Source organism: Streptomyces sp. NPDC023481 (assembly GCF_055560195.1).
Genome location: NZ_JBVHJE010000005.1, coordinates 59,504 through 83,427, shown reverse-complemented (window position 1 = coordinate 83,427; position 23,924 = coordinate 59,504). Strand labels below are relative to the sequence as shown.

At 73.9% G+C, this 23,924-nt stretch carries 18 protein-coding genes; 5 read left to right on the top strand and 13 right to left on the bottom strand.

The window, feature by feature from the left end:
- Positions 1-44: 44 nt before the first annotated feature.
- From ACZ3ZD_RS12745 to ACZ3ZD_RS12720, 6 genes are all read right to left on the bottom strand, one after another.
- The gene (locus tag ACZ3ZD_RS12745) at positions 45-1,025 is read right to left on the bottom strand and encodes an SMP-30/gluconolactonase/LRE family protein (RefSeq protein WP_467395978.1); all 981 of its coding nucleotides are present in this window, start codon (positions 1,023-1,025) and stop codon (positions 45-47) included.
- A 164-nt stretch (positions 1,026-1,189) separates the two neighbouring features.
- Positions 1,190-1,654, bottom strand: a complete 465-nt coding sequence (locus ACZ3ZD_RS12740; RefSeq protein ID WP_467395976.1) for a hypothetical protein — start codon at positions 1,652-1,654, stop codon at positions 1,190-1,192.
- 114 nt (positions 1,655-1,768) lie between these two features.
- On the bottom strand, positions 1,769-2,545 hold the full coding sequence (locus ACZ3ZD_RS12735) for a polysaccharide lyase family 7 protein (protein ID WP_467395974.1): 777 nt from the start codon (positions 2,543-2,545) through the stop codon (positions 1,769-1,771).
- Between the two features lie 122 nt (positions 2,546-2,667).
- On the bottom strand, positions 2,668-3,882 hold the full coding sequence (locus ACZ3ZD_RS12730; RefSeq protein WP_467395972.1) for a chitinase: 1,215 nt from the start codon (positions 3,880-3,882) through the stop codon (positions 2,668-2,670).
- Positions 3,883-4,011: 129 nt separating this feature from the next.
- Positions 4,012-5,304 carry an MFS transporter gene (locus tag ACZ3ZD_RS12725; RefSeq protein WP_467395970.1) on the bottom strand — a complete coding sequence of 431 codons (1,293 nt, stop codon included), beginning with the start codon at positions 5,302-5,304 and terminating at the stop codon, positions 4,012-4,014.
- A 79-nt stretch (positions 5,305-5,383) separates the two neighbouring features.
- Positions 5,384-6,391, bottom strand: coding sequence for a Ppx/GppA family phosphatase (locus tag ACZ3ZD_RS12720; RefSeq protein ID WP_467395968.1), 1,008 nt, complete (start codon positions 6,389-6,391; stop codon positions 5,384-5,386).
- Between the two features lie 259 nt (positions 6,392-6,650).
- Between ACZ3ZD_RS12720 and ACZ3ZD_RS12715 the strand changes: the two genes are divergently transcribed.
- The 4 genes from ACZ3ZD_RS12715 (at position 6,651) to ACZ3ZD_RS12700 (ending at position 15,406) form a co-directional block, all read left to right on the top strand.
- Entirely contained in the window at positions 6,651-7,817 is a 1,167-nt protein-coding gene (locus tag ACZ3ZD_RS12715) for an FAD-dependent oxidoreductase (protein WP_467395967.1), read from the top strand.
- 374 nt (positions 7,818-8,191) lie between these two features.
- Positions 8,192-9,547 (top strand): FAD-binding protein, encoded by a 1,356-nt coding sequence (locus tag ACZ3ZD_RS12710; RefSeq protein WP_467395965.1) that lies wholly within the window; start codon positions 8,192-8,194, stop codon positions 9,545-9,547.
- 142 nt (positions 9,548-9,689) lie between these two features.
- On the top strand, positions 9,690-12,230 hold the full coding sequence (locus ACZ3ZD_RS12705) for a discoidin domain-containing protein (protein ID WP_467395963.1): 2,541 nt from the start codon (positions 9,690-9,692) through the stop codon (positions 12,228-12,230).
- An 893-nt stretch (positions 12,231-13,123) separates the two neighbouring features.
- On the top strand, positions 13,124-15,406 hold the full coding sequence (locus ACZ3ZD_RS12700; RefSeq protein ID WP_467395961.1) for a catalase: 2,283 nt from the start codon (positions 13,124-13,126) through the stop codon (positions 15,404-15,406).
- Positions 15,407-15,493: 87 nt separating this feature from the next.
- Here the strand turns inward: ACZ3ZD_RS12700 and ACZ3ZD_RS12695 are convergent, their stop codons facing one another.
- The 6 genes from ACZ3ZD_RS12695 to ACZ3ZD_RS12670 all read right to left on the bottom strand — a co-directional run bounded on the left by ACZ3ZD_RS12695 (position 15,494) and on the right by ACZ3ZD_RS12670 (position 21,711).
- Positions 15,494-17,161 (bottom strand): PP2C family protein-serine/threonine phosphatase, encoded by a 1,668-nt coding sequence (locus ACZ3ZD_RS12695; RefSeq protein WP_467395959.1) that lies wholly within the window; start codon positions 17,159-17,161, stop codon positions 15,494-15,496.
- Positions 17,145-18,206 carry a SpoIIE family protein phosphatase gene (locus tag ACZ3ZD_RS12690; protein WP_467395957.1) on the bottom strand — a complete coding sequence of 354 codons (1,062 nt, stop codon included), beginning with the start codon at positions 18,204-18,206 and terminating at the stop codon, positions 17,145-17,147. The genes ACZ3ZD_RS12695 and ACZ3ZD_RS12690 overlap by 17 nt, the downstream gene beginning before the upstream one ends.
- Complete coding sequence (locus ACZ3ZD_RS12685; protein ID WP_467395955.1) at positions 18,203-18,649, bottom strand: anti-sigma regulatory factor; 447 nt, start codon at positions 18,647-18,649, stop codon at positions 18,203-18,205. The genes ACZ3ZD_RS12690 and ACZ3ZD_RS12685 overlap by 4 nt, the downstream gene beginning before the upstream one ends.
- Entirely contained in the window at positions 18,649-19,029 is a 381-nt protein-coding gene (locus ACZ3ZD_RS12680; RefSeq protein ID WP_467395953.1) for an STAS domain-containing protein, read from the bottom strand. The genes ACZ3ZD_RS12685 and ACZ3ZD_RS12680 overlap by 1 nt, the downstream gene beginning before the upstream one ends.
- On the bottom strand, positions 19,026-19,919 hold the full coding sequence (locus ACZ3ZD_RS12675; protein WP_467395951.1) for an STAS domain-containing protein: 894 nt from the start codon (positions 19,917-19,919) through the stop codon (positions 19,026-19,028). The genes ACZ3ZD_RS12680 and ACZ3ZD_RS12675 overlap by 4 nt, the downstream gene beginning before the upstream one ends.
- A gap of 613 nt (positions 19,920-20,532) precedes the next feature.
- Complete coding sequence (locus ACZ3ZD_RS12670) at positions 20,533-21,711, bottom strand: acyltransferase family protein (RefSeq protein ID WP_467395949.1); 1,179 nt, start codon at positions 21,709-21,711, stop codon at positions 20,533-20,535.
- A gap of 565 nt (positions 21,712-22,276) precedes the next feature.
- On the opposite strand from ACZ3ZD_RS12670, the gene ACZ3ZD_RS12665 reads away from it, so the two are divergent.
- Positions 22,277-23,002, top strand: coding sequence for a hypothetical protein (locus tag ACZ3ZD_RS12665; RefSeq protein WP_467395947.1), 726 nt, complete (start codon positions 22,277-22,279; stop codon positions 23,000-23,002).
- An 11-nt stretch (positions 23,003-23,013) separates the two neighbouring features.
- Here ACZ3ZD_RS12665 and ACZ3ZD_RS12660 read toward each other — a convergent pair whose 3' ends face one another.
- Entirely contained in the window at positions 23,014-23,871 is an 858-nt protein-coding gene (locus tag ACZ3ZD_RS12660; protein ID WP_467395945.1) for a hypothetical protein, read from the bottom strand.
- Positions 23,872-23,924 lie beyond the last annotated feature (53 nt).

Here is a 23,924-nt window from a genome sequence, read left to right as displayed (position 1 = left end):
CGGCCGGGTCCGTCGGCCCGCCGCGCGTGTCCGGTGCGAAGCGCCTATCCGCGCCCGATGAGGTGGCGCAGGTGGGAGAGGAGCAGGTTGGGGTCGCGCCGGGTGGTGAAGGCGGCGCTCGGCACGTACACGGTCCGGCCGCGGACGGCCACCGAGGTCGGGTTGGACAGGCCGTCCCGGGCGGTGAGCACGTCCGTGACGGTGCCGTCCGGCTGGACCAGGACGACCCTGCTGCCGGTGTTGAGCGCGGCCAGCACGCTCCGGCCGTGCCCGGGGAAGGTGAAGTCGTCGATGCCGGGGAGCGCGTCGGCCCGGGTCTCGACGGGTCCGGCGCTGCCGTCCGAGCCGACGGGGATGCGCAGCAGGGTGCCCCGGTCGCTGTTGGACACCCACACGGCGTCCCGGCGGATCTTGATGCCGTTGGCGCCGAAGCCGTGCGCCGGCGGCGCCGGGAGCGGGGCCAGCGCCCTTCCCGCCACCCACGCCGTGGCCGTGCCGCCCGCCTGCGGGACGCGCCAGATCGTGCCGCGCACCGAGTCGGCCGCGTAGAGCACGCCTCGCTGCTCGTCCAGGGCCAGCCCGTTGGGCAGCCCGTCGGCCGGCAGCGCGGCGATCCGCCGCGGCGCGCCGCCGTCGGGGGAGAGGCGCCAGATGCCGGTCGCGTCGGTGCCGGTGGCGTAACCGACGTACAGCGTGCCGTCGTGGGCGCGGGCGATGCCGGTGACGGCGGCGCGGTGCACGAGCGGGGTGGCCGGGTGCGCCACGGCGGGCAGGGTCGCGCGGACGCTGGTGCGGCCGTCGGGGGTGACATGGGCGATCTGCCGGGCGAAGGCGAGGGTCAGATCGGCGGAACCGTCGCGGTCGAGCACGATGTTCTCGGGTGTCTGCCCGGCGGCCAGGTCGAAGTGGGTGAGGACGCTCGCGTCCGTGACGAGGGGCTCGTCGCCGGTGGCGGGCGCGGCGGCGACCAGGCCGAGCGCGAGCGCGGCCGTGGCGACACCGGTCAGGCGGGGAAGTCGGGGCATGTGACCTCTTTTCGGTCGGCGCGCGGGGCGCCGGCGTGCGGGGCCACACCAACATGACGGGGGACGGGTCGCCGGTGGCGGGAGCCGGGCCGCGGGATCGCCCGCGCGGCCCACCGCCGGGCGCCCCACCGGGCGCGCCCGGGTGACGCCCGGGGCCCGGACCGTCAGTCCCAGAGCGGATACGTCATGACCTGCTGGAAGCCCTCCGGACGGTCCTTGGGGTAGGTCAGGCTCATCCGGGTGTAGTGCTGGACGCCCGGGTGCTTCTTCCAGGGCTTGGCGTCGTCGAGGCGGACGGTCACCGGGTACGCGTGGAAGCGGCCGGCCGCGCAGTACGGCTTGCAGTCGTTGACCATGTTCACGCCCACCGCGGTGGCGCCGCCCGGACTCCACTGCGACCAGTGGAGTCCGGTCAGCCGGCTGTTGCCGTCACCGCAGGCCAGGATGAAGTCGCCGGGCCGTACGGTGCGGTGCCAGAGGCAGTCGACCAGGACGGGCCGCGCCGCGCCGGTGTGGGCGGGAGGAGCGGCGGCGGTGACCGGCGGACTCGCCGTGGCCGTGGTCATGGACGCTGTGAGCAGGGCTCCGGCCGCCAGGGTGACCGCCGTTCCCACCAGTGATCCGCGCATGGTCGCTCCCACCCGTCGTACTGTGTCCGACCGCGTGCCCCCGACGCTACGACCGTCCTGCCGATTGCACCAGTCGCGCAGGTCGGACCCGGTGTCGGCCGCGGTCGGCCGTGGTCAGCCGTGGGAGACGGTCAGCCCGTAGAACGCCACACGGGCGCCGGCGGTGGTGCTGTCGGAGGAGGACTGGTTGTAGGACCCGGCCTTGAAGTACTGCTTGTACGGCTTGAAGGCGGACGGGATGGCGTAGCGGCTGGTGCTGCCGTTCACGGTCAGTTCGACGGTGTTCCCGCCGGAGACGGCGATGGTGTAGGTCCACGTCTTGCCGACGGAGACGTGCCCGACGGGGTGCTGGGTCTGGCCGCCGGACGGCGAGTCCTCGGTGCCGAGGACGATGTCCCCGTTCGCGTGGTAGTACAGCTCCACCAGCGGCTTGGTGGAGGAGCCGCCGGAGCCGAGGTGGATCTGGCCGACGCACACGTTCTTGGTCACGGAGACGACCCGCAGGGTGGCGCTCAGCCGGTGGGAGCCGCTCAGCGGCCAGTCGGCCGCGCTGCCGTCGCGGTTCATCTCGCGCAGCTCGGAGCGGGCGTAGTTCGAGTTCGGTGTGGTGACGCCCTTCTCGGGCGCCCAGAACGTCATCGCGCCGTCGCGGGTGTCGGTGTAGAAGTACTGGTCCTGGTAGCCGTTGGCGCCCTGGAGCCGGGACGAGGGGATGGTGGTCGGGGAGCCGGGCGAGCCGACGGGCTCCTGGAGCTGCCAGACGGACAGGTCGAAGTTGCCGCCGGGCGCGACGTGCGGGTCTGCCGCGTTCGCGCCGCCGGTGCCGAGCGCGGTGAGGGCGACGGCGAGGGCCGCCGTGGCCGTCGCCGTGAGAAGCCGTGACCGGTTCATGTGGGGGTCCTTTCGTCGGACCGGGATGCGTTCAGCATGGTGAACGTTGAACGCATCCTTGGTCGTCGATGACCCGAGAAGCTAAAGGTCTGAACCAGACACGTCAAGAGTGGCGGCAGACCTCAGCAGGCGCCCTCGTCCTGCCAGGGTCCCCACTGCGAGGCGCCGGGCACCTCGTTCTGGGTCCACCACTTCGCCTTCCAGTTGTGCTTGCCGTACGAGACCTCGTTGCCCTGCGTGTACACCGCGCTCGCGCTCCACGCCGGCTTGCAGGAGCCCGGCGTCGGCGTCGGCGTGGGAGTCGGGGTGGGGGTCGTGCTCGGCGGGGTGGCTCCGGCGAACTGCACCGAGTACTTCGCGAAGTCCCACGCGTTCTGGGGCACGCTGGAACACGTGCCGGAGGTGCGACCGCCGTTGTCGGCAGGGGTGCACTGCCGGTCGCGGTTCAGCGACCAGAAGGTGAACCGGTCCATGTGGTGGCTCGTGGCGTAGTCGAGGACGGTCTGGAAGTCGGCCTGCGTGAAGAACTCGCCGGTGTCGCTACGGCCGTTCATGCCCGAGAAGCCCTCATGGGCGTAGGCGGTCGCCTGGTCCCAGCCGAACGTGGACTGGAGGACGGAGTTGAAGTTGGTGAGCGCGGCGGTCTGGCTCGCCGCGCCGTTGAAGCCGCCGTCGAACGGCATGATGGAGAAGTTGTTCGGGGTGAACCCCTGCGACTTGGCCTCCAGCAGCATCTGCTTGCCGAACCAGCCGGTGCCGTCCGCCGTACCGGCCGTGGTCACGGAGACGTACAGCCCCGGGTTGTTCTGCTGGAGGATCTTCGCGGCGCCGATCTCGTTGTGGATCGCCGCGCTGTTCTCGTACTCCGGCTCCTCCAGGTCGAAGTCGACGGCGTGCAGCCCGTACTTGGTGATGACCTGCTGGTAGGCCGCCGCCGTGGACGCCGGGTCGGCGCAGGCCTGGCCGAGCTTGGTGCCGCCGTAGCCGCCGATGGAGACGGAGACGTCGCCGCCCTTGGCGCGGATGGCAGCGATCGCCGACTGGACGGCGGTGTCCGAGGAGACCGGCGCGGTGCCGCCCCAAGTGGGCGTGCAACCGCCGCCGTTGGGGGCCAGGACGAACGCCAGCTGGAAGGCCTTCAGACCGGTGGCGTCCATGATGGCGCCCGGGTCCGGCGGGTCGTTGTCCAGCGGCATCAGATAGGGGGCGGCGGCGTACCAGCGGTTGGCGAGCGCGGTGGTCGCGCCCGAGGCGTTGCCCGCGACCAGTGCGGTGGCGCCGACGGCGGCGAGGGTGACGGCCGCCGCCGCGCCCAGACATGCCCGAAGACGTCTCACGTCTGCCTCCAGAGGGTGGAAAGTGCGGGGACCCCGAAGCGGGGAGCCCCACCCTCCGGGAGCTGTTGCGGCCACGTCAATAAGTTGGACTAGACCAAAGTGTGCTTTGGACTAGACCATGCGACTTCTTTACCTGGCGTCGACCGAAGGCCCGGGCCGGCCGCGGGCGATCAGACAGGCCGGCACGGCCACCGCGGCGCCGATGCACAGCAGCGCGGGATAGCCCAGCGCGTGCACGAGCTGACCGCCGACCGCACCGGCCAGGGACAGGCCCACGAACAGGGCGCTGTTGTTCCACGACAACAGGGCGGTCGCCCGCTCGGGGAACACGTCGACCAGATGGCGCTGCTGGGCGGGGAAGAAGCCGTACGCGGCGGGCGCGAACAGGGCCAGGGCACCGGCCAGCACCCCGGTGAGGGGGAACACCAGCGCCACGACGGCTTCCAGGACCGCCATCAGCGCCAGTGCCGACCTGGTGACCCGCACCGGATCGGCCCGGTCCGCGTACCGGCCGCCCACCTGCCCGCCGACGACGGCACCGACGCCGTAGACGACCAGCAGCCACGGCACGGCGGCGGCCCGGCCGTCGGAGTGCAGCGCGACGGCCAGGAAGGTGTAGAGGCTGTACACCGAGAACGCCCACAGGGTCGTCACGGCTACGGCGGCTACGGCGATCCCCTTGCCGGGGGGCCGGGTGGGGGGCCCGGGTGGCGCCGTGCCCGCGCCGGGAGGCTCGCCCGGACCAGGGCGTCCCTTCGGCTCCGGTGCCGGTGCGCCCGTGCCGGGTCCCCCGTCCCGCTCCGGTACCGCGGTCCCCGTCGGCGTCGGACGGCGGGCCCGCCAGGCGAACAGGTGGGGGAACGCCAGCAGGAACGTGCCCGCAGCCAGGATGACGAACGCCGCCCGCCAGCCCACGTACCGCCCCAGGAGTGAGCCGGCCGGTGCGCCCACCCACAGGGCGGTGAGCAGGCCCGAGCCGACCACGGCCAGGAGCTGCGCCCGGGCCTGGGGCCGGGCACGGGTGCTGACCAGGGCGTACACCGTGGGGCCGGTCGCGGCGGCCGCGAGACCGGCCACCACGCGGGCCAGCAGCAGGACACCGAAACCCGGCGCCAGCGTCGTGCCGACGTTGGCCGCGGAGAACAGCACCAGCGCCACCACCAGCACCGAAGCCCGGTCCCATCGGTCGCAGACCCAGCCCGCGAACGGCGACGCCACCACGTACGCGACCGAGAAGGCCGTGACCAGCAGGCCGGTGCCGGCCACGGAGACGGCGAACGACGCCGCGATCTGCGGGAGCAGCGGCGCCACCACGAACAGGTCGGTTCCCACCAGGAACTGCGTCAGCCAGGCCAGCGCGACCGGCCCGGCGGACAGACCGGACACCGTGTCCACGGCAGGCTCGTCGCGGGGCGACTGCATGGTCCGACGCTAGGGCCTGTGCCGGGGCGCGGCCATCGGGGACGTACAGCCGGCTGAAACCGGAGCGCTCCCGCCCCGGTCAGGCGGGCGGACCGGCGATGCGCAGGCCGGCTGCCAGGGCCGGCGCGGGGGTGGCCGTCCCGCCCGTGGCGTCCGTCCACCAGTCGGAGCCGTCCTCGACATAGCGCAGGAGCACACCCTCACGGATCGCCCAGGGGCAGACGACGGTCCGCTTCAGGCCCATCAGCTTCAGTGCCGTGTGTCCGACGACCGCCCCGGCCAGGCTCTGGGCGGCGCGCGGCGCCGAGATCCCGGGCAGCCGGGCGCGTTCGACGGCGGACAGCCCGGCGAGGGAGCGTACCGCCCCGCGCAGGTCCCGGCAGGCCAACTCCCGGTCCACGAACGGCCCGTACCGCCCCGGCGGGGCCCCGCACAACCGGGCCAGCTGCTGGAACGTACGCGAGGTGACGGCCGCCGTACGCGGACGCTCCCAGCGGATCCGCGAGGCCACGTCCCGCAGCTCGTGGCGGATCCGGCGGCGCAGCTCCTTCAGCTCGCCCGGCGCGGGCGGATCCTGGACGCCCAGGTACTCCCGGGTCAGCCGGCTCGCACCGAGCGGCAACGACGCGGCGAAGTCGGGCAGCCGGCCCCGGCCGAAGGCCACCTCCAGCGAGCCGCCGCCGATGTCCAGCAGCGCCAGCGGGCCCGCCTTCCAGCCGAGCCAGCGGCGGGCCGCCAGGAAGGTCAGCTCGGCCTCCGTCTCGCCGGGCAGGGTGCACATGCGGATACCGGTACCGGACGCCACCCGTTGCAGCACCTCGTGGCGGTTCGGCGCGCCGCGGACCACGGCGGTGGCGAAGGCCAGCGGGCCCGCCGCATGCCACCGCCGGGCCGTGGCGCCCGCCGCGGCCACCGCCTTCACCAGCTCGTCCACCGCCTCGCCGGCGATCGTGCCGTCCGGGCCGACCCGCTCGGCGAGGCGGAGCTTCCACTTCACGGTGTGCACCGGCAGCGGAACGCCCCCCTCCACGTCTGCGATCACCAACCGGACCGTTCTCGAACCCGCGTCCACCACGCTCACCCGCATGACCCGGGCGTACCCACTTCACCGGCGGCGACCCCCGAGCACGGGGGGCGTGCCGGTGCACGCACCACCCGGCCACGCGCCTCGGGACCGGCTCCCCCGCCACGTCCGCCGGCTCCCGCCCCCGGCCTGCGGTTGCTCGCCACCCCTGTCCGACTGTCCGAATCCCACCGCCTACCACCCCCGGCAGGCCCCCCGCTGCCCTTAGATGGTCATGACCGCGGGCGGCGCGGGGGAGTGGCGGGTGACCGGAGCGGATGCGATGAGGGTACTGGTGATCGGCGGTGGCATCGCGGGGACCGCGACCGCCCTGGGCCTGCACAAGGCCGGTCTCGACGTGACCGTGTTCGAGGCACACCCGGACACGGCCGAGGACATCGGCGCCTTCCTCACCCTGGCGAGCAACGGCATGCGGGCGCTCGCCGAGCTGGGTGCCACGCACGCCGTCACCGCCGTCGGTTTTCCGCTGACTTCCCTGCGGCTCCTGGACAGCCGGGGCACCGAGGTCGCGCACCAGCCGCTGGGCGAGGCCGACGACCCCGCCCTGCGCTACCGCTGTCTGCGCCGCGGCGAACTCAACGCGGCCCTCCAGGGCGAGGCCCTGCGGCGCGGGATCCGGCTGCGCCACGGCGCCCGCCTGGTGTCCGTGACGGACGGACCGGACGCCGTCACCACCCACTTCGCCGACGGCACCACCGCCACCGGGGACCTGCTCGTCGGCGCCGACGGACTCCATTCGACCGTACGCCGGCTGCTCCGGCCCGAGGTACGCCCCGCGTACGCCGGTCAGCGCGTCTACTACGGTTACACCGGCACCGCGCCCGCTCCCGGCCCGGAGGGCGCCATCACCATGGTGCGGGGCAGCGCGACCGCGTTCGGGTACGCGGTGTCCCCGGCGGGGGAGACGTACTGGTTCGCCCGTGCCGGCGGCGAGCCGCTGCCCGCCGGGGCGCCCGCCGCGCCCGCCGCCGAGCTGCGTTCCCGTCTGCTGCCGTTGCTGCGCGAGGACGCGACGCCCGCCGCCGGTCTGGTCGAGACGGCCGACGGGGCGATCATGGTCACCAACGCCACGGAGCTGCCCCTCGGCACGGCCTGGCACACGGGACGGGTGCTGCTCGTCGGCGACGCGGCCCACGCCGCCTCCCCGGCGACCGGCCAGGGTGCCTCGATGGCCCTGGAGGACGCCGTCGTCCTGGCCAAGGCGCTGCGCGACCTGCCCGACACCGAGGCCGCGTGCACCGCGTACGAACGGCACCGCCGCCCACGCGTCGAGCACAACATCACCGTCAGCGGCGGCCTCTCCCGGGGCACCCGCACGCCGTCCGGAACGGCACCGGTCGCGGCCCGCCCCACCGAGCCGGACGAACGGCTGCTCCGCCAACTGGCCTGGGACACCCCGCTGTCCATGGCCCCGACCGAGGCGCACTGAACGCCGGGACGGCCGCGTCGACGGCCTCTTCCGCCTCGCAGCCGCACGCACCATTCCCCGCTCGGGCCGGCGCGAGGGCGCCGTCACCCGAAGCCGACCTGACGCGGAGGGGAGGGCCCGGCGGACAGCGTGCACTTCGCCGCCGGTATCGCCCTGGGCCGGCCGGCCGCACGGTGACCGGCCTGTACGGCGAACCGGGCACCGGCGCGGGCGGGCTGATCGCGGCGGCCGACGGCGAGACCCACGCCGTCTTGCTGTACCCGTTCAGGCGTCAGCGGCCCGCGCCCCGTTGAGCCGGCCCCGTGCCGAGCGCCCCGTTGAGCCGGCCGCGGGCCGTCTCGACGCGGCGCGCCGCCGTCTGATGTGATGCCCGCATGACCCTGGCCGACGACCTCGCCGCCCGCTTCGGCCGGGCCCTGGACACCCGCCCGGAGGCCCTGCGGGACGCCGCGCGGGACTTCGGGCACCTGGTGCGGGAGGCTCCGCTGGCCGTGCTGCGCCCGCGGTCCGCCGCACAGATCCAGGACGTGCTGGAGTTCGCCGGGCCCCGGCACCTCCCGGTCGGTGTGCGCGGCGGCGGCCACTCGCTGTACGGCCAGAGCCAGGCGGGCGGCGGGATCGTCCTGGACCTGGGCGACCTGAACCGCGTCGGACCGGTGACAGACAGTCACGTCACCGTACAGGCGGGCGCGTTGTGGCGGGACGTGCTGGCCGCCACCCTGCCGCACGGCCGTACACCCCCGGTCCTCACCGACTACCTGGGCGCGGGCGTCGGCGGAGTCCTCTCCGCGGGCGGCCTCGGCGGCGCCACCCACCGGCACGGCCTGGTCGCGGACCAGGTGCGGGAGCTCGAAGTGGTGACCGGAGCGGGGGAGCACCGGATCTGCTCGCCCGACCGGGTCCCCGCGCTGTTCCACACCGTCCTCGCCGGACTCGGCCAGTGCGCCGTCATCGTCGGGGCCACCCTGCGCCTGGTCCCCGCACCCGAACGCGTCCGCCGGTACTGCCTCTTCTACGACGACCTGCCCCGCTACCTCGCCGACCAGCGGCGGCTCGCGGAAGAAGGACGCTTCACCTACCTGGAGGGCCAGGCACGCCCGGTCGGGGACCGCGGCTGGCGGTACATGATCGAGGCCGTGGCCCCGCACGACGGCCCGCGCCCGCCCGACGACGGCCGCCTGCTCGACGGACTCGCCCACGATCCGGCCACCCTGGAGACGGCCGACCTCGGGTACGCCGAGTTCGCCCACCGCGTCGACACGGACGAGGAGACGCTCCGCGCGACGGGGGAGTGGCTGCACCCGCACCCCTGGCTCAACCTGCTCCTCCCGCACGGAACCGCCGAACACGTCGTCCGCTCCGTGCTCGCCGACCCGGCCTTCGCCGACCTGCGCACCACCGGCCTCGTCCTGCTCTACCCGCTCCGCTCCGACCGGCTGCGCGCACCCCTCTTCCGCCGCCCGGCGGGCCATGTCCTGTGGCTGTTCGCCCTGTTGCGCACGGCTCCGCCGGACAGCCCCGGGACGGCCGCCCGGATGGTGGCCGCCAACCGCGCCGCCCACGACCTGGCCCGGGCCGCCGGCGCCGTGGCCTATCCGGTCAACGCCCTGCCGCTGTCCGCCGCCGACTGGCGGGAGCACCACGGCACCGGCTGGCGGGCCTTCGCGGACGCCAAACGGCGCCACGACCCGTGTCTGATCCTGGGCCGCGGCCACGGTCTGCGCCTCTGAGCGAAGTCCCCGGCCCGAACCGGCGGTTGAAGGAATCTGGTGTCCGACGTCTTGTGGCCCGCTTGGTTCATCCCTTAAATCAAAACATGAACTAAGCCGTGGGGTCAGGCGTGTCGACCCCGCCCTCGTCTGGAGCCGCCGTATGAGACTGAGATCCCTGGGTGTCGCGCTCGCCGCCACGGCAGCGCTGATCGCCCTGCCCACCACACATCCCTCGGCCGCCGCCGCCGAAACCCCCCTGTCCCAGGGGAAGACGGCCACCGCCTCGTCCCAGGAGAACAGCGGCACCGCCGCCGCCCTCGCCGTCGACGGCGACACCGGGACCCGCTGGTCCTCGGCCGCGGGCGACGACCAGTGGATCCGCGTCGACCTCGGGGCCACCGCCACCGTCGACCGCGTCGTCCTCGACTGGGAGGCCGCCTACGGCAAGGACTACAAGGTCCAGATCTCCGCGGACGGCACCACCTGGACCGACCTGAAGTCCGTCACCGGCTCCGACGGCGGCTCCGACACCCTCGACGTCTCCGGCCGGGGCCGCTACGTACGGATGCTCGGCGTGCACCGCGCCACGCAATGGGGCTACTCCCTCTGGGAGTTCCAGGTGTTCGGCAGCGCCGACGGCGGCCGGCCGGGCTGCGGCACCGCCAACGCCGCCCAGGGCAGGCCCGCCACGGCCTCCTCCACCGAGAACGCCGGCACGCCCGCCTCCGCCGCCGTCGACGGCGACACCACGACCCGTTGGTCCAGCCAGGCCGCCGACCCGCAGTGGCTCCGGATCGACCTCGGCGCCGTCGAGGACCTGTGCGGGATCGACCTGAACTGGGAGGCCGCCTACGGCAAGGACTTCCAGCTCCAGGCCTCCACCGACGGCCAGAGCTGGAACACCCTCAAGACCGTCACCGCGGCGACCGGCGGCACGGCGTCCTACGACGTCACCGGCTCCGGCCGGTACGTGCGCGTCTACGGCACCGCCCGCGGCACCGGCTACGGCTACTCCCTGTGGGAGGTCGCCGTGCACACCGGCACCACCGGCGTCCCGCCCGTCCAGGGCGGCGGAGACCTCGGCCCGAACGTCATCGTCGTCGACCCCTCCACCCCGGGCCTCCAGCAGAAGTTCGACGACGTCTTCGCCCGGCAGGAGTCGGCCCAGTTCGGCACCGGCCGCTACCAGTTCCTGCTCAAGCCCGGCACCTACAACGGCATCAACGCCCAACTCGGCTTCTACACCTCGATCTCCGGCCTCGGCCTCAACCCCGACGACACCCGGATCAACGGTGACGTCACCGTCGACGCCGGCTGGTTCAATGGCAACGCCACCCAGAACTTCTGGCGTTCGGCCGAGAACCTCTCCCTGAACCCGGTCAGTGGCACCGACCGCTGGGCCGTCGCGCAGGCCGCGCCCTTCCGCCGGATCCACGTCCTGGGCGGCCTCAACCTCGCCCCCAACGGCTACGGCTGGGCCTCCGGCGGCTACATCGCGGACTCGAAGATCGACGGTACGGTCGGTCCGTACTCCCAGCAGCAGTGGTACACCCGGGACAGCTCGGTCGGCGGCTGGACCAACGGCGTGTGGAACATGACGTTCTCCGGTGTCCAGGGCGCCCCCGCGACCAACTTCGACAGCGGCCCGTACACCACCCTGGACACCACCCCGGTCTCCCGCGAGAAGCCCTTCCTCTACCTGGACGGCTCCGCCTACAAGGTGTTCGTCCCGGCCAAGCGCACGAACGCCCGGGGTGTCTCCTGGCCCGCGAACGCGGGCACGTCCCTGCCGCTCGACCGGTTCTACGTCGTCAAGCCGGGTGCCACCGCCGCCACCATCAACGCGGCACTCGCCCAGGGCCTCAACCTCCTGTTCACCCCCGGCATCTACCACCTCGACCAGACCATCGACGTCACCCGCCCCGACACCGTCGTCCTCGGTCTCGGCCTCGCCACCCTGGTCCCGGACAACGGAGTCGACGCGATGCACGTCGCCGACGTCGACGGCGTGCGGCTCGCCGGGTTCCTGATCGACGCCGGTCCCGTCAAGTCCGACACCCTGCTGCGCATCGGCGCCCCGGGAACGCACACCGACCACTCCGCCGACCCCACCACCATGCAGGACGTGTTCGTCCGCGTCGGCGGCGCCGGACCCGCGCTCGCCACCAACTCCGTGGTCGTGAACAGCGACGACGTCGTCATCGACCACACCTGGCTCTGGCGCGCCGACCACGGCGACGGCGTCGGCTGGGACACCAACCGCGCCGACTACGGCCTGCGCGTGAACGGCGACGACGTCCTCGCCACCGGCCTGTTCGTGGAGCACTTCAACAAGTACGACGTCTACTGGAGCGGAGAACGCGGCCGGACGATCTTCTTCCAGAACGAGAAGGCGTACGACGCCCCGAACGCCGCCGCCATCACCCACGACGGCATCACCGGCTACGCGGCCTACAAGGTCGACGACTCCGTCACCACCCACGAGGCATGGGGCCTGGGCAGCTACTGCAACTACACGGCCGACCCGTCGATCGTGCAGGCGCACGGCTTCCAGGTGCCGGTGCGCCCGGGGATCAGGATGCACGACCTGCTGGTGATCAGCCTCGGCGGCAAGGGCCAGTACGCGCACGTCGTCAACAGCACCGGCGCACCCACCTCGGGCACCGACACGGTCCCGTCCAAGGTGACGTCCTTCCCGTAAGGGCCCCGGCCGGCCTCCGGCCACCGCCCGGAGGCCCCCGGGTCCTGCCACGCGCGGCCGCGCAGCCGCGCGTGGCAGGCCGTCGGCCGTGCAGGCCGGCGCCTCCACCACCGCCGGCAGCACCCGGCGGCCCCGCTCGCCCCACGTCCTCGCCCCACGTCCGCGAACTCGAACAGGCCGTCCTGCCCCGCGACGCCTTCATCGGACCGGCTGAACAGCTACCCGCCGAGCGGGCCGGGCCGTGCCGCCGCCGAGATGGGCCGAAAGGGTCTGCCCTTGCCCGCCGGGCGTGCCGGTCGTCGCGCCCGGCGAGGTGATCACCGCGGAGGTCCTCGACCACCTGAGCGGCGGTGTCACCCACGGCGTCCTCATCGCGGGCGCGGCGGACCCCTCCCTGGAGACGCTCCGCGTCCCGACCCGCCCCCGACCGGATCGGCTCCCGGGCCGCCCGCGCCGCTCCGGCACGTGGCCGCCCGAACTGCGCCGGGCGGGGTCTGCGCCTAGGGTGGCGGGTGCGGGCGGCCGGGTTTCCCGTCTGCCCCGGGTCAAGCAGCCGGCCCTGCGGACGGACGGACACGTCCTCGGCAGGGGGCGCTCGGCCCTGCCGGTGGTCACCGGGTCGGACCAGCGCGTCCGGCGGGCCCGCCTCCCGGCAACTCGATACGAGACGGCCCGACTTCACCCCGACCGGAAATCCCCCGTGATTCCCGGTTTCGGACGCCCCGGCCCGGGGACCCCGGTACCGGGGCCACCGGCGACCCTTTCGTTATGGATTGGCCTGATAAACGGATATGCCCTGGTGTCGGCGCCCGCCCCGGCGTGGCCACCGCATCGGGCACCCACCTCGCCCATGCCGGGCCCACCCCCGTGACCCAGCGAAGGAAAAGGTACTGATGAGCGAGACGAACCCCCTGAAGCGCGCGGCGGACAAGGTGGCCGACGCCCTGCACGGTGAACCCGCGGGCCCCGAGGACGGGATCCCGGGGAAGCCGGGATCCCGGTCGCCGTCGGTCGCCGAACCCACCGAACCCCATGACCCGCTGCCCCCCAAGCCCGACCAGACCGGCCCGGACACCGTCTCGCCCACCGGACAGCCGACCGGCGCCGACCAGGCCCGGATGGCGCAGAGCGGCAGCTATCTGACCAACGCCCAGGGCACTCGGCTGTACGACACCGACCACTCCCTCAAGGCCGGCCCCCGCGGACCGGTCCTCCTGCAGGATCACCACCTGCGGGAGAAGATCATGCACTTCGACCACGAGCGCATCCCCGAGCGCGTGGTCCACGCCCGCGGCGCCGGCGCGCACGGCGTGTTCCGCAGCTACGGCACCGCCGCCGACGTCACCAAGGCCGCCTTCCTCGCCGAGGACGTCGAGACACCGGTGTTCGTCCGCTTCTCCACCGTGCTCGGCTCCCGGGGCTCCTCCGACACCGTCCGCGACACCCGCGGCTTCGCGACGAAGTTCTACACCAGCGAGGGCGTCTTCGACCTGGTCGGCAACAACATCCCCGTCTTCTTCATCCAGGACGCCATCAAGTTCCCGGACGTCATCCACGCCGGCAAGCCGCACCCCGACCGGGAGATCCCGCAGGCCCAGAGCGCCCACGACACCTTCTGGGACTTCGTCACCCTGCACACCGAGGCCACCCACCACACCCTGTGGAACATGTCCGACCGGGGCATCCCGCGCTCGTACCGCACGATGGAGGGCTTCGGCGTCCACACCTTCCGCCTGGTCAACGCCGAGGGCCGGACGACCCTGGTGAAGTTCCACTGGAAGCCGAAGCTGGGCGTGCACTCCCTGGTGTGGGAGGAGGCGCAGATCATCAACGGCGTCGACCCCGACTTCCACCGCCGGGACCTCGCCGACGCCATCGAGGCGGGCGCCTACCCCGAGTGGGAGTTCGGCATCCAGACCTTCCCTGACACCCCCGACCAGACCTTCGAGGGCATCGACCTGCTGGACCCGACGAACATCGTCCCCGAGGAACTCGCCCCCGTGCAGCCGATCGGGCTGCTCACCCTCAACCGCAACCCGTCGAACTTCTTCGCCGAGACCGAGCAGGTCGCCTTCCACGTCGGCCACCTCGTCCCCGGCATCGACGTCACCGACGACCCGCTGCTCGCCGGCCGGCTCTTCTCCTACCTCGACACCCAGATCACCCGCCTGGGCGGCCCCAACTTCCCGCAGCTGCCCATCAACCGGCCGCACGCACCCGTCAACGACATGCTGCGCGACGGCATGCACCAGACCGCCGTACACCGGGGCACGGCCCCCTACCGCCCCAACTCCCTCGACGGCGGCTGCCCCTTCACCCCGGGCGCGTCCCTCGACGGCGCGTACGTCGAGACGCCCGTACGGGTCCCCGAGGCGACCAAGGTGCGCGAGGCACCCGAGTCGTTCGACGACCACTTCAGCCAGCCGCGCCGGTTCTGGCTCAGCATGAGCCCGGTGGAGCGCGAGCACATCATCGGCGCCTACTCCTTCGAACTCGGCAAGTGCTACGAACAGGCCGTCAGGGAACGCGCGTTGCAGGTCCTCGCGAACATCGACCCGGAGCTGTGCGCAGGCGTCGCCGCCGGTCTCGGCCTGCCCGCGCCCCGGCCCACGGTGCCCCTGGCCGACGTCGAGCCCAGCCCCGCCCTCTCCCAGGTCGGGCACACCTGGCCCACCGACGGCCGGATCATCGGCATCATCACCGGTCCCGACGGCGACCTCGACGGGGTACGGGCCGTACGCCAGGCGGTGCTGGACAGCGGCATGGTCCCGCTGGTCGTCGCACCGGCGGGCGGCACCCTCGGCGACGGCACGGACGCCCTGACCGTCCAGCGGACCTACGCCACCGCGCGCTCCGTGGAGTTCGACGCGCTGCTGGTGGCCGGCACCCCGGGGGTGGGGGCCGACGCCTATGGCGCCCGGGACGCCAAGGCGGGCCAGCCCAGCCTCCGCGAGGCCACACCCGACCCGCGGGTGGGGCTGCTGCTGGCCGAGGCGTACCGGCACGGGAAGGCCATCGGCGCCGCCAAGGGCGGGGAGGTCGCGCTGGAGGCGGTCGGCATCCCGCTCGACGCGCCCGGCGTGGTCGACGGCGACACCGCCACCACCGTGCTCCAGCAGCTCACCCGGCTGCTGGCCGCCCACCGGGTCTGGGAACGCTTCCCGTCCGCCGCCTGACCCGGCCGGCCGGGGCGCACCGCGCTCCGACCTTCTCCGAGTGGCGCCGGCCCCCGAGCGGGGCCGGCGCGAGGCGGCCGAGCCGGGTCACTCCCCGGTGGTGCGGCACAACAACAGGCAGATGTCGTCGTCGTGTTCGGAGTCGTGCAGCATCGGTTTGAGCAACGCGTCGGCCGCCGCGTTCAGATCCACCAGATCCGCACCGCCGAGCGCACCCATCGCCTGGGCCAGCCGGTCGATGCCCGCGTCGATCCCGGCGGACCGGCGCTCCACCAGACCGTCCGTGTACAGCGCGAGCGTGGAACCCGCCGGCAACTCCAGGGTGTGCTCCTCGTACGTGTACGGCACCGGAACCCCGAGCATGATCCCCGGCTTGGCCTCCAGCACCCGCACCTCGCCCCCGGGACCGCGCGCGACGGCCGGCGGATGCCCGGCGGCGGCCCACACCACCCCGGGCTCCCCGGGCGTGAACCGGGCGATCGCACAGGTCGCGTACAGCTCCGGCTGCTGGTGGCGGAGCATCCGGTGCAGCAGGGTGAGGATCCGCGCCGGCCCGTTGCCCTCCACGGCGTACGCGCGCAGCGCGGTGCGCAGCTGGCCCATGATGACCGCCGCGCGCAGCCCGTGGCCGGTGACGTCCCCTATCACCGCCAGCACACTGCCGTCCGGCTGCGGGAAGGCGTCGTACCAGTCGCCGCCGATGTTCAGACCGTGCGTCGCCGGCAGGTAGCGGGCCGCCAGGTCGACACCCCGGGTGGCGGGCAGGTCGGTGAGCTGCGCCCGCTGCAGGGCCTCGGCGACGTCCCGGTGCTGCTCGTACTGGCGGGCGTTGTCCAGGGCGATGCCCGCCCGCCGGGCCAGCTCCAGCAGCATCACGGTGGTGTCCGGGTCGAACCGGTCGCCGGGCGCGGCCAGCGTGAGCACGCCCTGCACGGTACGTGCGCCGAGCGGCAGGCACAGCAGCGACCGGTCCGGGGACAGCGCCGAGGCCGGCAGGTCGTCCACGCCCGGCAGCTCGCCCGGGTGCGGACCCGCGTGCTGCGGGCGGCCGGTGCGGGCCGCCGCCACCGATGCCGCCGCCCGCTCGCCCGGCGGGGTCGGATCGTCGTCCACGAGCCAGATGTCGACGTGCCGCGCGTACTCCGGGACCAGCAGCTCCGGCAGCCGGCGCAGGATGTCCTCGTGTTCGAGGGACGCGTTCAGGACCGCGCTCGCGTTGGCCAGGAAGGTCAGCAGCCGGCGGGCGTTCTCCGCCTCCGCGCGCGCCGCCCGCTCGGCGTCGAGGAGTTCGCGCTGCGCCAGCGCCGCCGCCTCCAGCTCGGCGTGCAGCGCCAGCACACCCTGGTTGGTCTGGTGCAGCTCCTCCCGGTGGAACCCGAGAAGCTCCTCCGTCTCGGTCAGCTGCCCCAGCAGGGCGGCGGCGTCCGCGTCGGCGTCCAGCAGCGCCTCCGGGAGCGGGGCGTCCTCCAGGCCGGACGGCGGAGCGGCCACCGGCGAGGGACAGACCAGGGCGTGCCGCCAGGGCTCGGGGACGTCCAGGGCGACCCGCAGCTCGCCGCCGGCGCCGGCGGTCACGGTCAGCTCCGTGCCGCCCACGGCGAGGCCGCCGCGCAGCCGGGCACCGAGCGCGGCGAGGAAGCGGACCCGGTCCAGCGCGGGCACCCCGGCGTCCGTGAGGAGCCGGGCCAGCACGGCACGGGCCCGAGCCGCGTCGGCGGCGGTGGCGATGGTCCAGTTCTCAGAGGCGGCTGTCATAGGCGCTGGTCCGGCGGTCGGGGGCCAGTACGGCCACGCTGGTGTCGTCGCGAACGGGGCGGGCGGGGCTGCCGGCGTCCCGCAGGATCGCCGCCGCCACCACGGACGGGTCATGGGCGAGCAGCAGGGGGTCCTCCGGAGGGCTCCAGCGGCTGGGCAGACCGTCGCTGTGCACGACGAGCAGACTGTCCCGGCGCCACGGCACCCGGCGCACCGGGACGTGCGCCGGGAAATACGCCCCCACGATCCCCGGGTGGGTGACGAGCGACGACCAGGAGTCCCCGGTGCGCAGCCGGGCGCCGGCGTTGCCGACCCCGGCGAACGTCAGCTCCGCCCGCTCCTCGTCCACCTGGGCCACCGTCACCGCCGCGCCCCGGGTGGGCCGGAGCACCGTGTGCAGCCGGCGCAGGAGGTCCACCGGCGGCAGGTGGGCGGAGTGGCGCAGCTCCGCCACCGCGGCGCCGGAGGCGTGCGCGGCCTTCGCGCCGTGCCCGAGACCGTCCGCGAGCAACAGCGTCAGCAGACTCCCCGAGCGCGCCCAGGCCCAGGCGTCACCGCACTGCTCGGCCTGCGCGAGGGAGACCGTGATCCCGCCCGCGGGCACCGGCTCCCCGGACGCCCCGCGCCGGTCGGCCTCCGGGTCTATCCGGGCCGCCGCCACGGTCCCGCGGCCCGGCAGGCTGAACAGGTGGAAGGAGTTGGCGCTGCGCAGACAGCTGCCCAGGCCCGCGCCGAGCGAGCCGGTGGCGGTGGACCAGCCGTCCCGCAGCGCGACACCGACATCGGCGATGCCCGGCCCGTGGTCGAGCGAGTACAGCTGCACCGACGTGCCCGCCCCACCGGACGGCGCCGCCACGAGGTTCACCACCATCAGGCCGCCACCGGCGTGCTTGAGCAGATTGGTGGCCAGCTCGGTGGCGACCAGCTCCGCGTCCGCCGTACGCCCGGGAGGCAGGTCCGCCTGCCCGCACGCCTCGCGCGCCGCGATCCGGGCGTCCCGGACCCGCGTGGAGTCGTGCACCGGGATCTCCCACACCCGGCTCATCCCACCCCCGGGCGGGACGCGGGCACCGGGCTGACCCAGGCGACGGCCGTGACGGTCGTGCCCCGGCCGGGCTCGGAGTCGACGCTGAACTCGTGCACCAGCCGTTTCGCTCCGCTCAGCCCGAGTCCGAGGCCGCCGCCCGAGGTGTATCCGTCGGTCATGGCCAGCTCCAGGTCGCGGATGCCCGGACCGCTGTCGATGAAACTCATCCGCAGGCCCCGGGTACGGCCGTTGTCCAGCGGGATGAGCTCAGCCCGCCCGCCGCCGCCGTGCACCAGCGTGTTGCGGGCCAGTTCGCTCGCCGCCGTGACCAGCTTGGTCTGCTGCACCAGACCGAAGCCGAGCTGCGCCGCGCACTGCCGCACCTGCTGCCGGACCCAGGCCAGATCCGCGTCCGAGCCGATGGGCAGGCTCGTCGCGGTTGTTTGGCCGGACGGCTGCATCAGCTCCCCCTCTGCGTGAGCAGTTCCATGGCACGGTCGACGTCCAGGGCGGTGACCAGACCGGGCAGGGTGAGCCCCAGTTCGACCAGGGTGATCGCCACGGCGGGCCGCATCCCGGCCAGGACCGTTCGGGCCGCCAGCAGGCTGGCCGTGGAGGCGATCTCCGCGAGCACGCGGCCGAGAAAGGAGTCGACGATCTCGACGCCCGAGATGTCGAGCACCACACCGGTCACCCGGCTGGTGGAGATACGGCTGGTGATGTCGTGCTGCAACTGCTCGGCCATGTCGTCGTGCAGTTCGCCCTGCAGGGAGACCAGCAGGACGTCGCCCAGGGCGAGTACCGGGACCTGGGCGGCCTGACCTGGGATCGGCTGGTTCACCGTGCGCTCGCACCCGCGTCCGCACGGGAGATCTCGATGCCCTGCTTGGCCAGCGCGTAGGCCAGCGCGTCGGACAGCGAGGAACGGGTGACCACCGTGCCCAGGTCGATGCCGAGCTGCACGATGGTCTGCGCGATGGCCGGACGGATCCCGGAGACGATGCACTCGGCACCCATCAGGCGGGCCGCCGCCACCGTCTTCATCAGGTGCTGGGCGACGAGCGAGTCGACCGTCGGCACCCCGGTGATGTCCAGGATGGCGTACCGGGCCCGCTGGTCGACGATGGCCTCCAGCAGCGACTCCATCACGACCTGGCTGCGCGCGCTGTCCAGCGTTCCGATCAGGGGTACGGCGACCGTGCCCTCCCACAGCTTGATCACCGGGGTGGCCACTTCGAGCAGCTGCTGCCGCTGCCGTTCGATCAGGTCCGCGTTGGCGTCCAGCGCGGTCTCCATCACCACCAGGCGCAGGGTGCACAACAGCAGGGTCAGCGCCAGCGCGGACTCCTGTGCCCGCGGGGCGGCCGGGTCGGGGAACTCCTCGCGCAGCAGGTCGACCGCCGAGCCGCGCAGCGCGGCCACCTCGTCGGCGATCTGGGCCGGGGTGGATCCGGCGCGGGCCCGGGTCTGGGTCATCCGCCCCAGCTGGTCGCGCACCGGCGTGAAACCGGGCGCCCCGATGTCCTCCAGACGTCCGCTGGCGGCCACCTCGGACAGCGCCTCCAGGACGGCCTTGCACGCCTCGACCGCCTCGTCACGGGAGACGGTGAACACCGACCGGAACAGGGGGGCGTCGGCCCAGCGCTGGGCGATCTGCTCCTTGCGCTGTTCCAGGAAGGAACCCACCACCTGCGGTGCCGATGCGACCGCGTCCTGTTCGGGCACGCTCATCCTCTCCTCTCGCACGGTCAGGTCTGCCGTTCCGCCGGCTCCCGACGCCGATCATTGCCGACCGCCCACCGTAGCTCTCGGTGTCCGACGTGGCCAAACCCGCCCCCGACACCCCGCTTACCTGAACTTTCCCCAGGTCACGAGCGCGTTGTCCGGAGGATCGAGCGGATGGCGGCGGCAGCGGATCGCCGGGCCGGTGCGGGCGGGGGCGGTGCGCCGGGGTGGTGCCGGGGCGTGGGTGCCGGGTCGCGCCGGTGGTCGCGGGGGTGGCCGGATGGCCGGGGCGCCGGGTGTCGTCCCGGGTCGGCGGGTCACCGGGACGGAGGTGTGGGGCAGACGCGAGCGTGGGTCGTACGACCCCGCTGCCCTGCTTCCCGCGCACGTGGATTCGGCTCCTTCGCTGCGTTCGACCGGTGCCGGCCCGTCGGCGGGTGCCGCCGGGCCGGTGTCGGGAGCCGCCTACCCCGAATGACGCGGGACTCTCCTCGCTGTTGCCGACGTCACCCGCGCGTGCGACCGGTCGGCCACCGAGGCGACGACGTGCGGCGGGCGGTGGGGAGGGCGTCAGCCGGGGGAAAGGGAGGAGCGTGTGGCCTGCCGCACCCGGCCGGCGTCAGTCGCGTGCGGGTGCGGGTGCCGGGGCCTCCCGGCTGGCCGGTACCCGGGCCGGCCGGCGCCGGCGCAGCAGCAGGCGCCGCGCCGGGCACTCCACCACCTCGTACAGCAGCCAGGACAGGCCGAGCGACAGAGCGAACACGGTCGCGGTGACCGCCAGCGCGGCCGGCGTGCCGAAGTGCGGCTTCTTGCCCAGCACCTCGGCTCCGGCGCGCAGCACCAGCAGATGGATCATGTAATAGGCGAACGACAGCTCCCCGAGCCGTACCATCCGCCGACGCCGCCACAGGGACGGCAGCCCGTTCAGGTCGGCGACCGCCGCCGCGGGGATGAGCAGGGTGAAGCCGGCGAGGGTGCACGCGAGGGAGGAGTAGCCGGGCGTGACCTGCGGCACCATGAAGTAGCCGATGACGGTCAGGGCGAGCGAGGCCTCCAGACCCGGCCCGCGCCAGCGGTCGAGCAGTACCAGCCGCGCGGTGACCGCGCCGAGCACGAACTCGGGCAGCCGCGCGGCGGGGAACGAGTAGATCGGGTGGTCCCACCAGTGGTGGGCGTCCGACCACGCCAGCACCAGGACCGCCGCCACGGACAGCGCGCCCAGCGCGAGCGAGCCGCGCACGTCGAGCCGGCGCAGCAGAAGGAAGAGCAGCGGGAAGGCGGCGTAGAAGAACGCCTCGCAGGCCAGGGACCAGCTCACGGGGTCGAGGGTCTGCCACCACGGCTGCCACCAGGAGTGCAGCAGCAGCACGTTCGCCAGCGCCTGCTTCACCGTGGGCCGGGGCTGGTGGGCCAGCGTGTACGCCATGAGGAACGCGATGCCGAGAGTGACCAGGTGCACCGGGTAGATCCGGGCGACGCGCCGCCGCCAGAAGGCGAGCGCGCGGTCGCGGGGCCGCGCCGACCAGGTCAGCACGAACCCGGACAGGACGAAGAAGAACGATACTCCGGTGGCGCCGGCGCCGAAGGCCCAGTTCACGAAGCGGCCGGCGGTGCCGCCGAAGTAGCCGAAGTTGTTCACGTGCAGGCCGAACACCAGCAGCGCGGCCATCCAGCGCAGCCCGGTGAGCGACGGCAGGGAGGGCGGGGCGGCCGGTGCGGCCGCCGCGGGGGGCCCGGCGGTGGCCGCGCCGGTTTGGGCGGACGGCGTCCGGGGCGCCCGGGTCGTCGCCGTGGTCATCACATCACCTGCTGCTGGGGGTTCGCGTGGGGCATGAAGGGGAACGTTGCCCGTTCACCCCCCGTTCATCACGTCACATGGCAAACATCACACTGCTGCCGAACGACGGGCCGCCGCGGATGCCACGGACGGCGGGACGGTGTACACCCACACGAGTGAGGCCACCCGGCATGCTGACGGACGCGCTCCCTGACCGCCGGACAGGCACTCCTCCGGGACGTCGGTTGCCGGGCTTCGCCGAGCGGGACTCGGTCTCGACGGCCCGTGGAGGCACCCCCCCCCCGAGGGGCCTGGGCACGACCCCCACCGCACCGGAGCCGTCGTCCGCCTCTGCGTGAGCGACGCCGACGCGGTCCCTGCGGAGTGGAAGACCGCCGCCGGTCGAAGGCCGCTTGACCGAGCCGACGGACACCCCGTACCCCCTCGGGGAGTTCGCGTACCTGGACCCCGACGGCACCGCCCACCGCGTGGGCTCACCGCGGGCGCACCGGGGCCGACGGGTGTGCAGGCCGCCGACGCCGGAAAACCGTTCGCCGCACCGCCCTGGGCAGGCGATGATCCGCCTGTGACGACGTCGAAGCAGTGCATGGTCCGGGTAGCCGCCCGCAACAACGCCGAGTGGTGTGCGGCGATGAGCCGATCGCACGGTGTGGCGGGCGAGTTCGGCCCGGACGCCTGGGCGGCCCCGACCCGCACCCCGCCGTACTACCCCGACGCGGTGACACTGGCGCCCGGTGCGGACCCGGCCGCCCTGGCCGCGCGCGTCGACACCACCGCGCGGGGCGCCTCCGTCAAGGACAGCTTCGCCGACCTGGACCTGACCGCGGCCGGATTCCAGGTCCTGTTCGAGGCGCAGTGGATCCACCGCGCGGCGGGTGCCCCCGCCACCGCCTCCGACCTCGCGTGGAAAGTGGCCGACGCCCCGGGCACCCTGCACGCCTGGGCGCTGGCCTGGGACGACGGCGACGGCGACGCGGACCTCTTCCGGCCCGGACTGCTCGACGACCCGGCCACCTTCGTGCTCGCCGGGCGGGACCCGGGCGGCCGGGTGGTCGCCGGAGCGGTCGCGAGCCGCAGCGACCGGGTGGTCGGCATCTCCAACGTCTTCACCTCGAACGCCGGCCCCGACGCCGCCTGGCCGGGCCTCCTGCACGCGGTACACCGCCTGTTCCCGAGCCTGCCGGTGGTCGGCTACGAACACGGCGCCGCCCTGGAGACCGCCCTCCGCCACGGCTTCGAGCCACTCGGCCCCCTACGGATCTGGCGCCACGGACAGGACCTCTCGTCCTAGGCCATCTCCGGTCACTCGCGCGGTCCTTGCGCCGTCCTCTTCCTCACCTGTGTCCGGGCCTCCTGGACGGCGTGGTCGGCCCGGCGGGCCCGTTCCTGCGCGGCCTCCCTGTCGGTTCGTGCCCGGTGCTGCTCCTCCTCGGCGTGCCGCAGTCGCTCCCGCAGCTCGCGGACCCGTTCCTCCGTTTCGGCCCGCCGGGCGTCGGCCTGTTCCAGCGCCCGCCGGGCGGTGTCGGCCTCCTTCTGGCGGGCGCGCAGTTCCCGCTCGGCCTCGCGGGCCAGGCGCCGGCGGTGCTCCGCTTCCTCCCGGCGCTCCTTGTCCTGGGTACGGCCTCGGCCCGGGGCGGGCTTCGCCGGCTCGGGCGCGGGCCGGCGGGCGAGCAGGGTCTCGTCGGCCGCCGGGAACCCGCCCGTCGGACGCAGCGGCTTCACCAGCCGGCCCGCCGCCCACTCCCGCGCGGCCTCAGGGTCGGCGAGGACGGCGTGCAGCGTGTCCTCGACCTCCCGCTGGACGCCCTCGCCCACCGGATGCCCGGCCGACGCGGCCAGCCGCCGCGCCTGGCGGCCCAGCGCGCCGATCACCTCGTTCCGCTGGTGGGCGAGCCCGCGCAGCCCCGCCCCGTCCAGCTCGCGGTGCGCGCGGCGCAGTTCCTCGCCCAGGCCGAGCAGCGGCTCGACCTCCTCCGGCTGCCGGCGCACCAGCAGGTTGCTGACCCAGGCGGCCAGGCTCGGCCGTCGCAACGCGCCGATCTCCTTGGCGAGGGCCTGGTCACCGGCCTCGCGGGCGTCCCGGGCGCGGCTGTCCCGGGCGGCCACGAACTCCTCCGGCCGCAGCCCGTACAGCTCGTCGGCGACGCCGTCCAGGTCCACCGGTATCCCTCTCGACAGTCACCTCGATGACAGAGTCCGAGTCTCCCACCCGG

Bases quoted from the DNA above. Each gene is read 5' to 3' on its own strand.
- ACZ3ZD_RS12745 (WP_467395978.1), bottom strand. From the start codon at position 1,025: ATGCCCCGACTTCCCCGCCTGACCGGTGTCGCCACGGCCGCGCTCGCG.
- ACZ3ZD_RS12740 (WP_467395976.1), bottom strand. From the start codon at position 1,654: ATGCGCGGATCACTGGTGGGAACGGCGGTCACCCTGGCGGCCGGAGCC.
- ACZ3ZD_RS12735 (WP_467395974.1), bottom strand. From the start codon at position 2,545: ATGAACCGGTCACGGCTTCTCACGGCGACGGCCACGGCGGCCCTCGCC.
- ACZ3ZD_RS12725 (WP_467395970.1), bottom strand. From the start codon at position 5,304: ATGCAGTCGCCCCGCGACGAGCCTGCCGTGGACACGGTGTCCGGTCTG.
- ACZ3ZD_RS12720 (WP_467395968.1), bottom strand. From the start codon at position 6,391: ATGCGGGTGAGCGTGGTGGACGCGGGTTCGAGAACGGTCCGGTTGGTG.
- ACZ3ZD_RS12715 (WP_467395967.1), top strand. From the start codon at position 6,651: ATGAGGGTACTGGTGATCGGCGGTGGCATCGCGGGGACCGCGACCGCC.
- ACZ3ZD_RS12710 (WP_467395965.1), top strand. From the start codon at position 8,192: ATGACCCTGGCCGACGACCTCGCCGCCCGCTTCGGCCGGGCCCTGGAC.
- ACZ3ZD_RS12705 (WP_467395963.1), top strand. From the start codon at position 9,690: ATGAGACTGAGATCCCTGGGTGTCGCGCTCGCCGCCACGGCAGCGCTG.
- ACZ3ZD_RS12700 (WP_467395961.1), top strand. From the start codon at position 13,124: ATGAGCGAGACGAACCCCCTGAAGCGCGCGGCGGACAAGGTGGCCGAC.
- ACZ3ZD_RS12695 (WP_467395959.1), bottom strand. From the start codon at position 17,161: ATGACAGCCGCCTCTGAGAACTGGACCATCGCCACCGCCGCCGACGCG.
- ACZ3ZD_RS12690 (WP_467395957.1), bottom strand. From the start codon at position 18,206: ATGAGCCGGGTGTGGGAGATCCCGGTGCACGACTCCACGCGGGTCCGG.
- ACZ3ZD_RS12685 (WP_467395955.1), bottom strand. From the start codon at position 18,649: ATGCAGCCGTCCGGCCAAACAACCGCGACGAGCCTGCCCATCGGCTCG.
- ACZ3ZD_RS12675 (WP_467395951.1), bottom strand. From the start codon at position 19,919: ATGAGCGTGCCCGAACAGGACGCGGTCGCATCGGCACCGCAGGTGGTG.
- ACZ3ZD_RS12670 (WP_467395949.1), bottom strand. From the start codon at position 21,711: ATGACCACGGCGACGACCCGGGCGCCCCGGACGCCGTCCGCCCAAACC.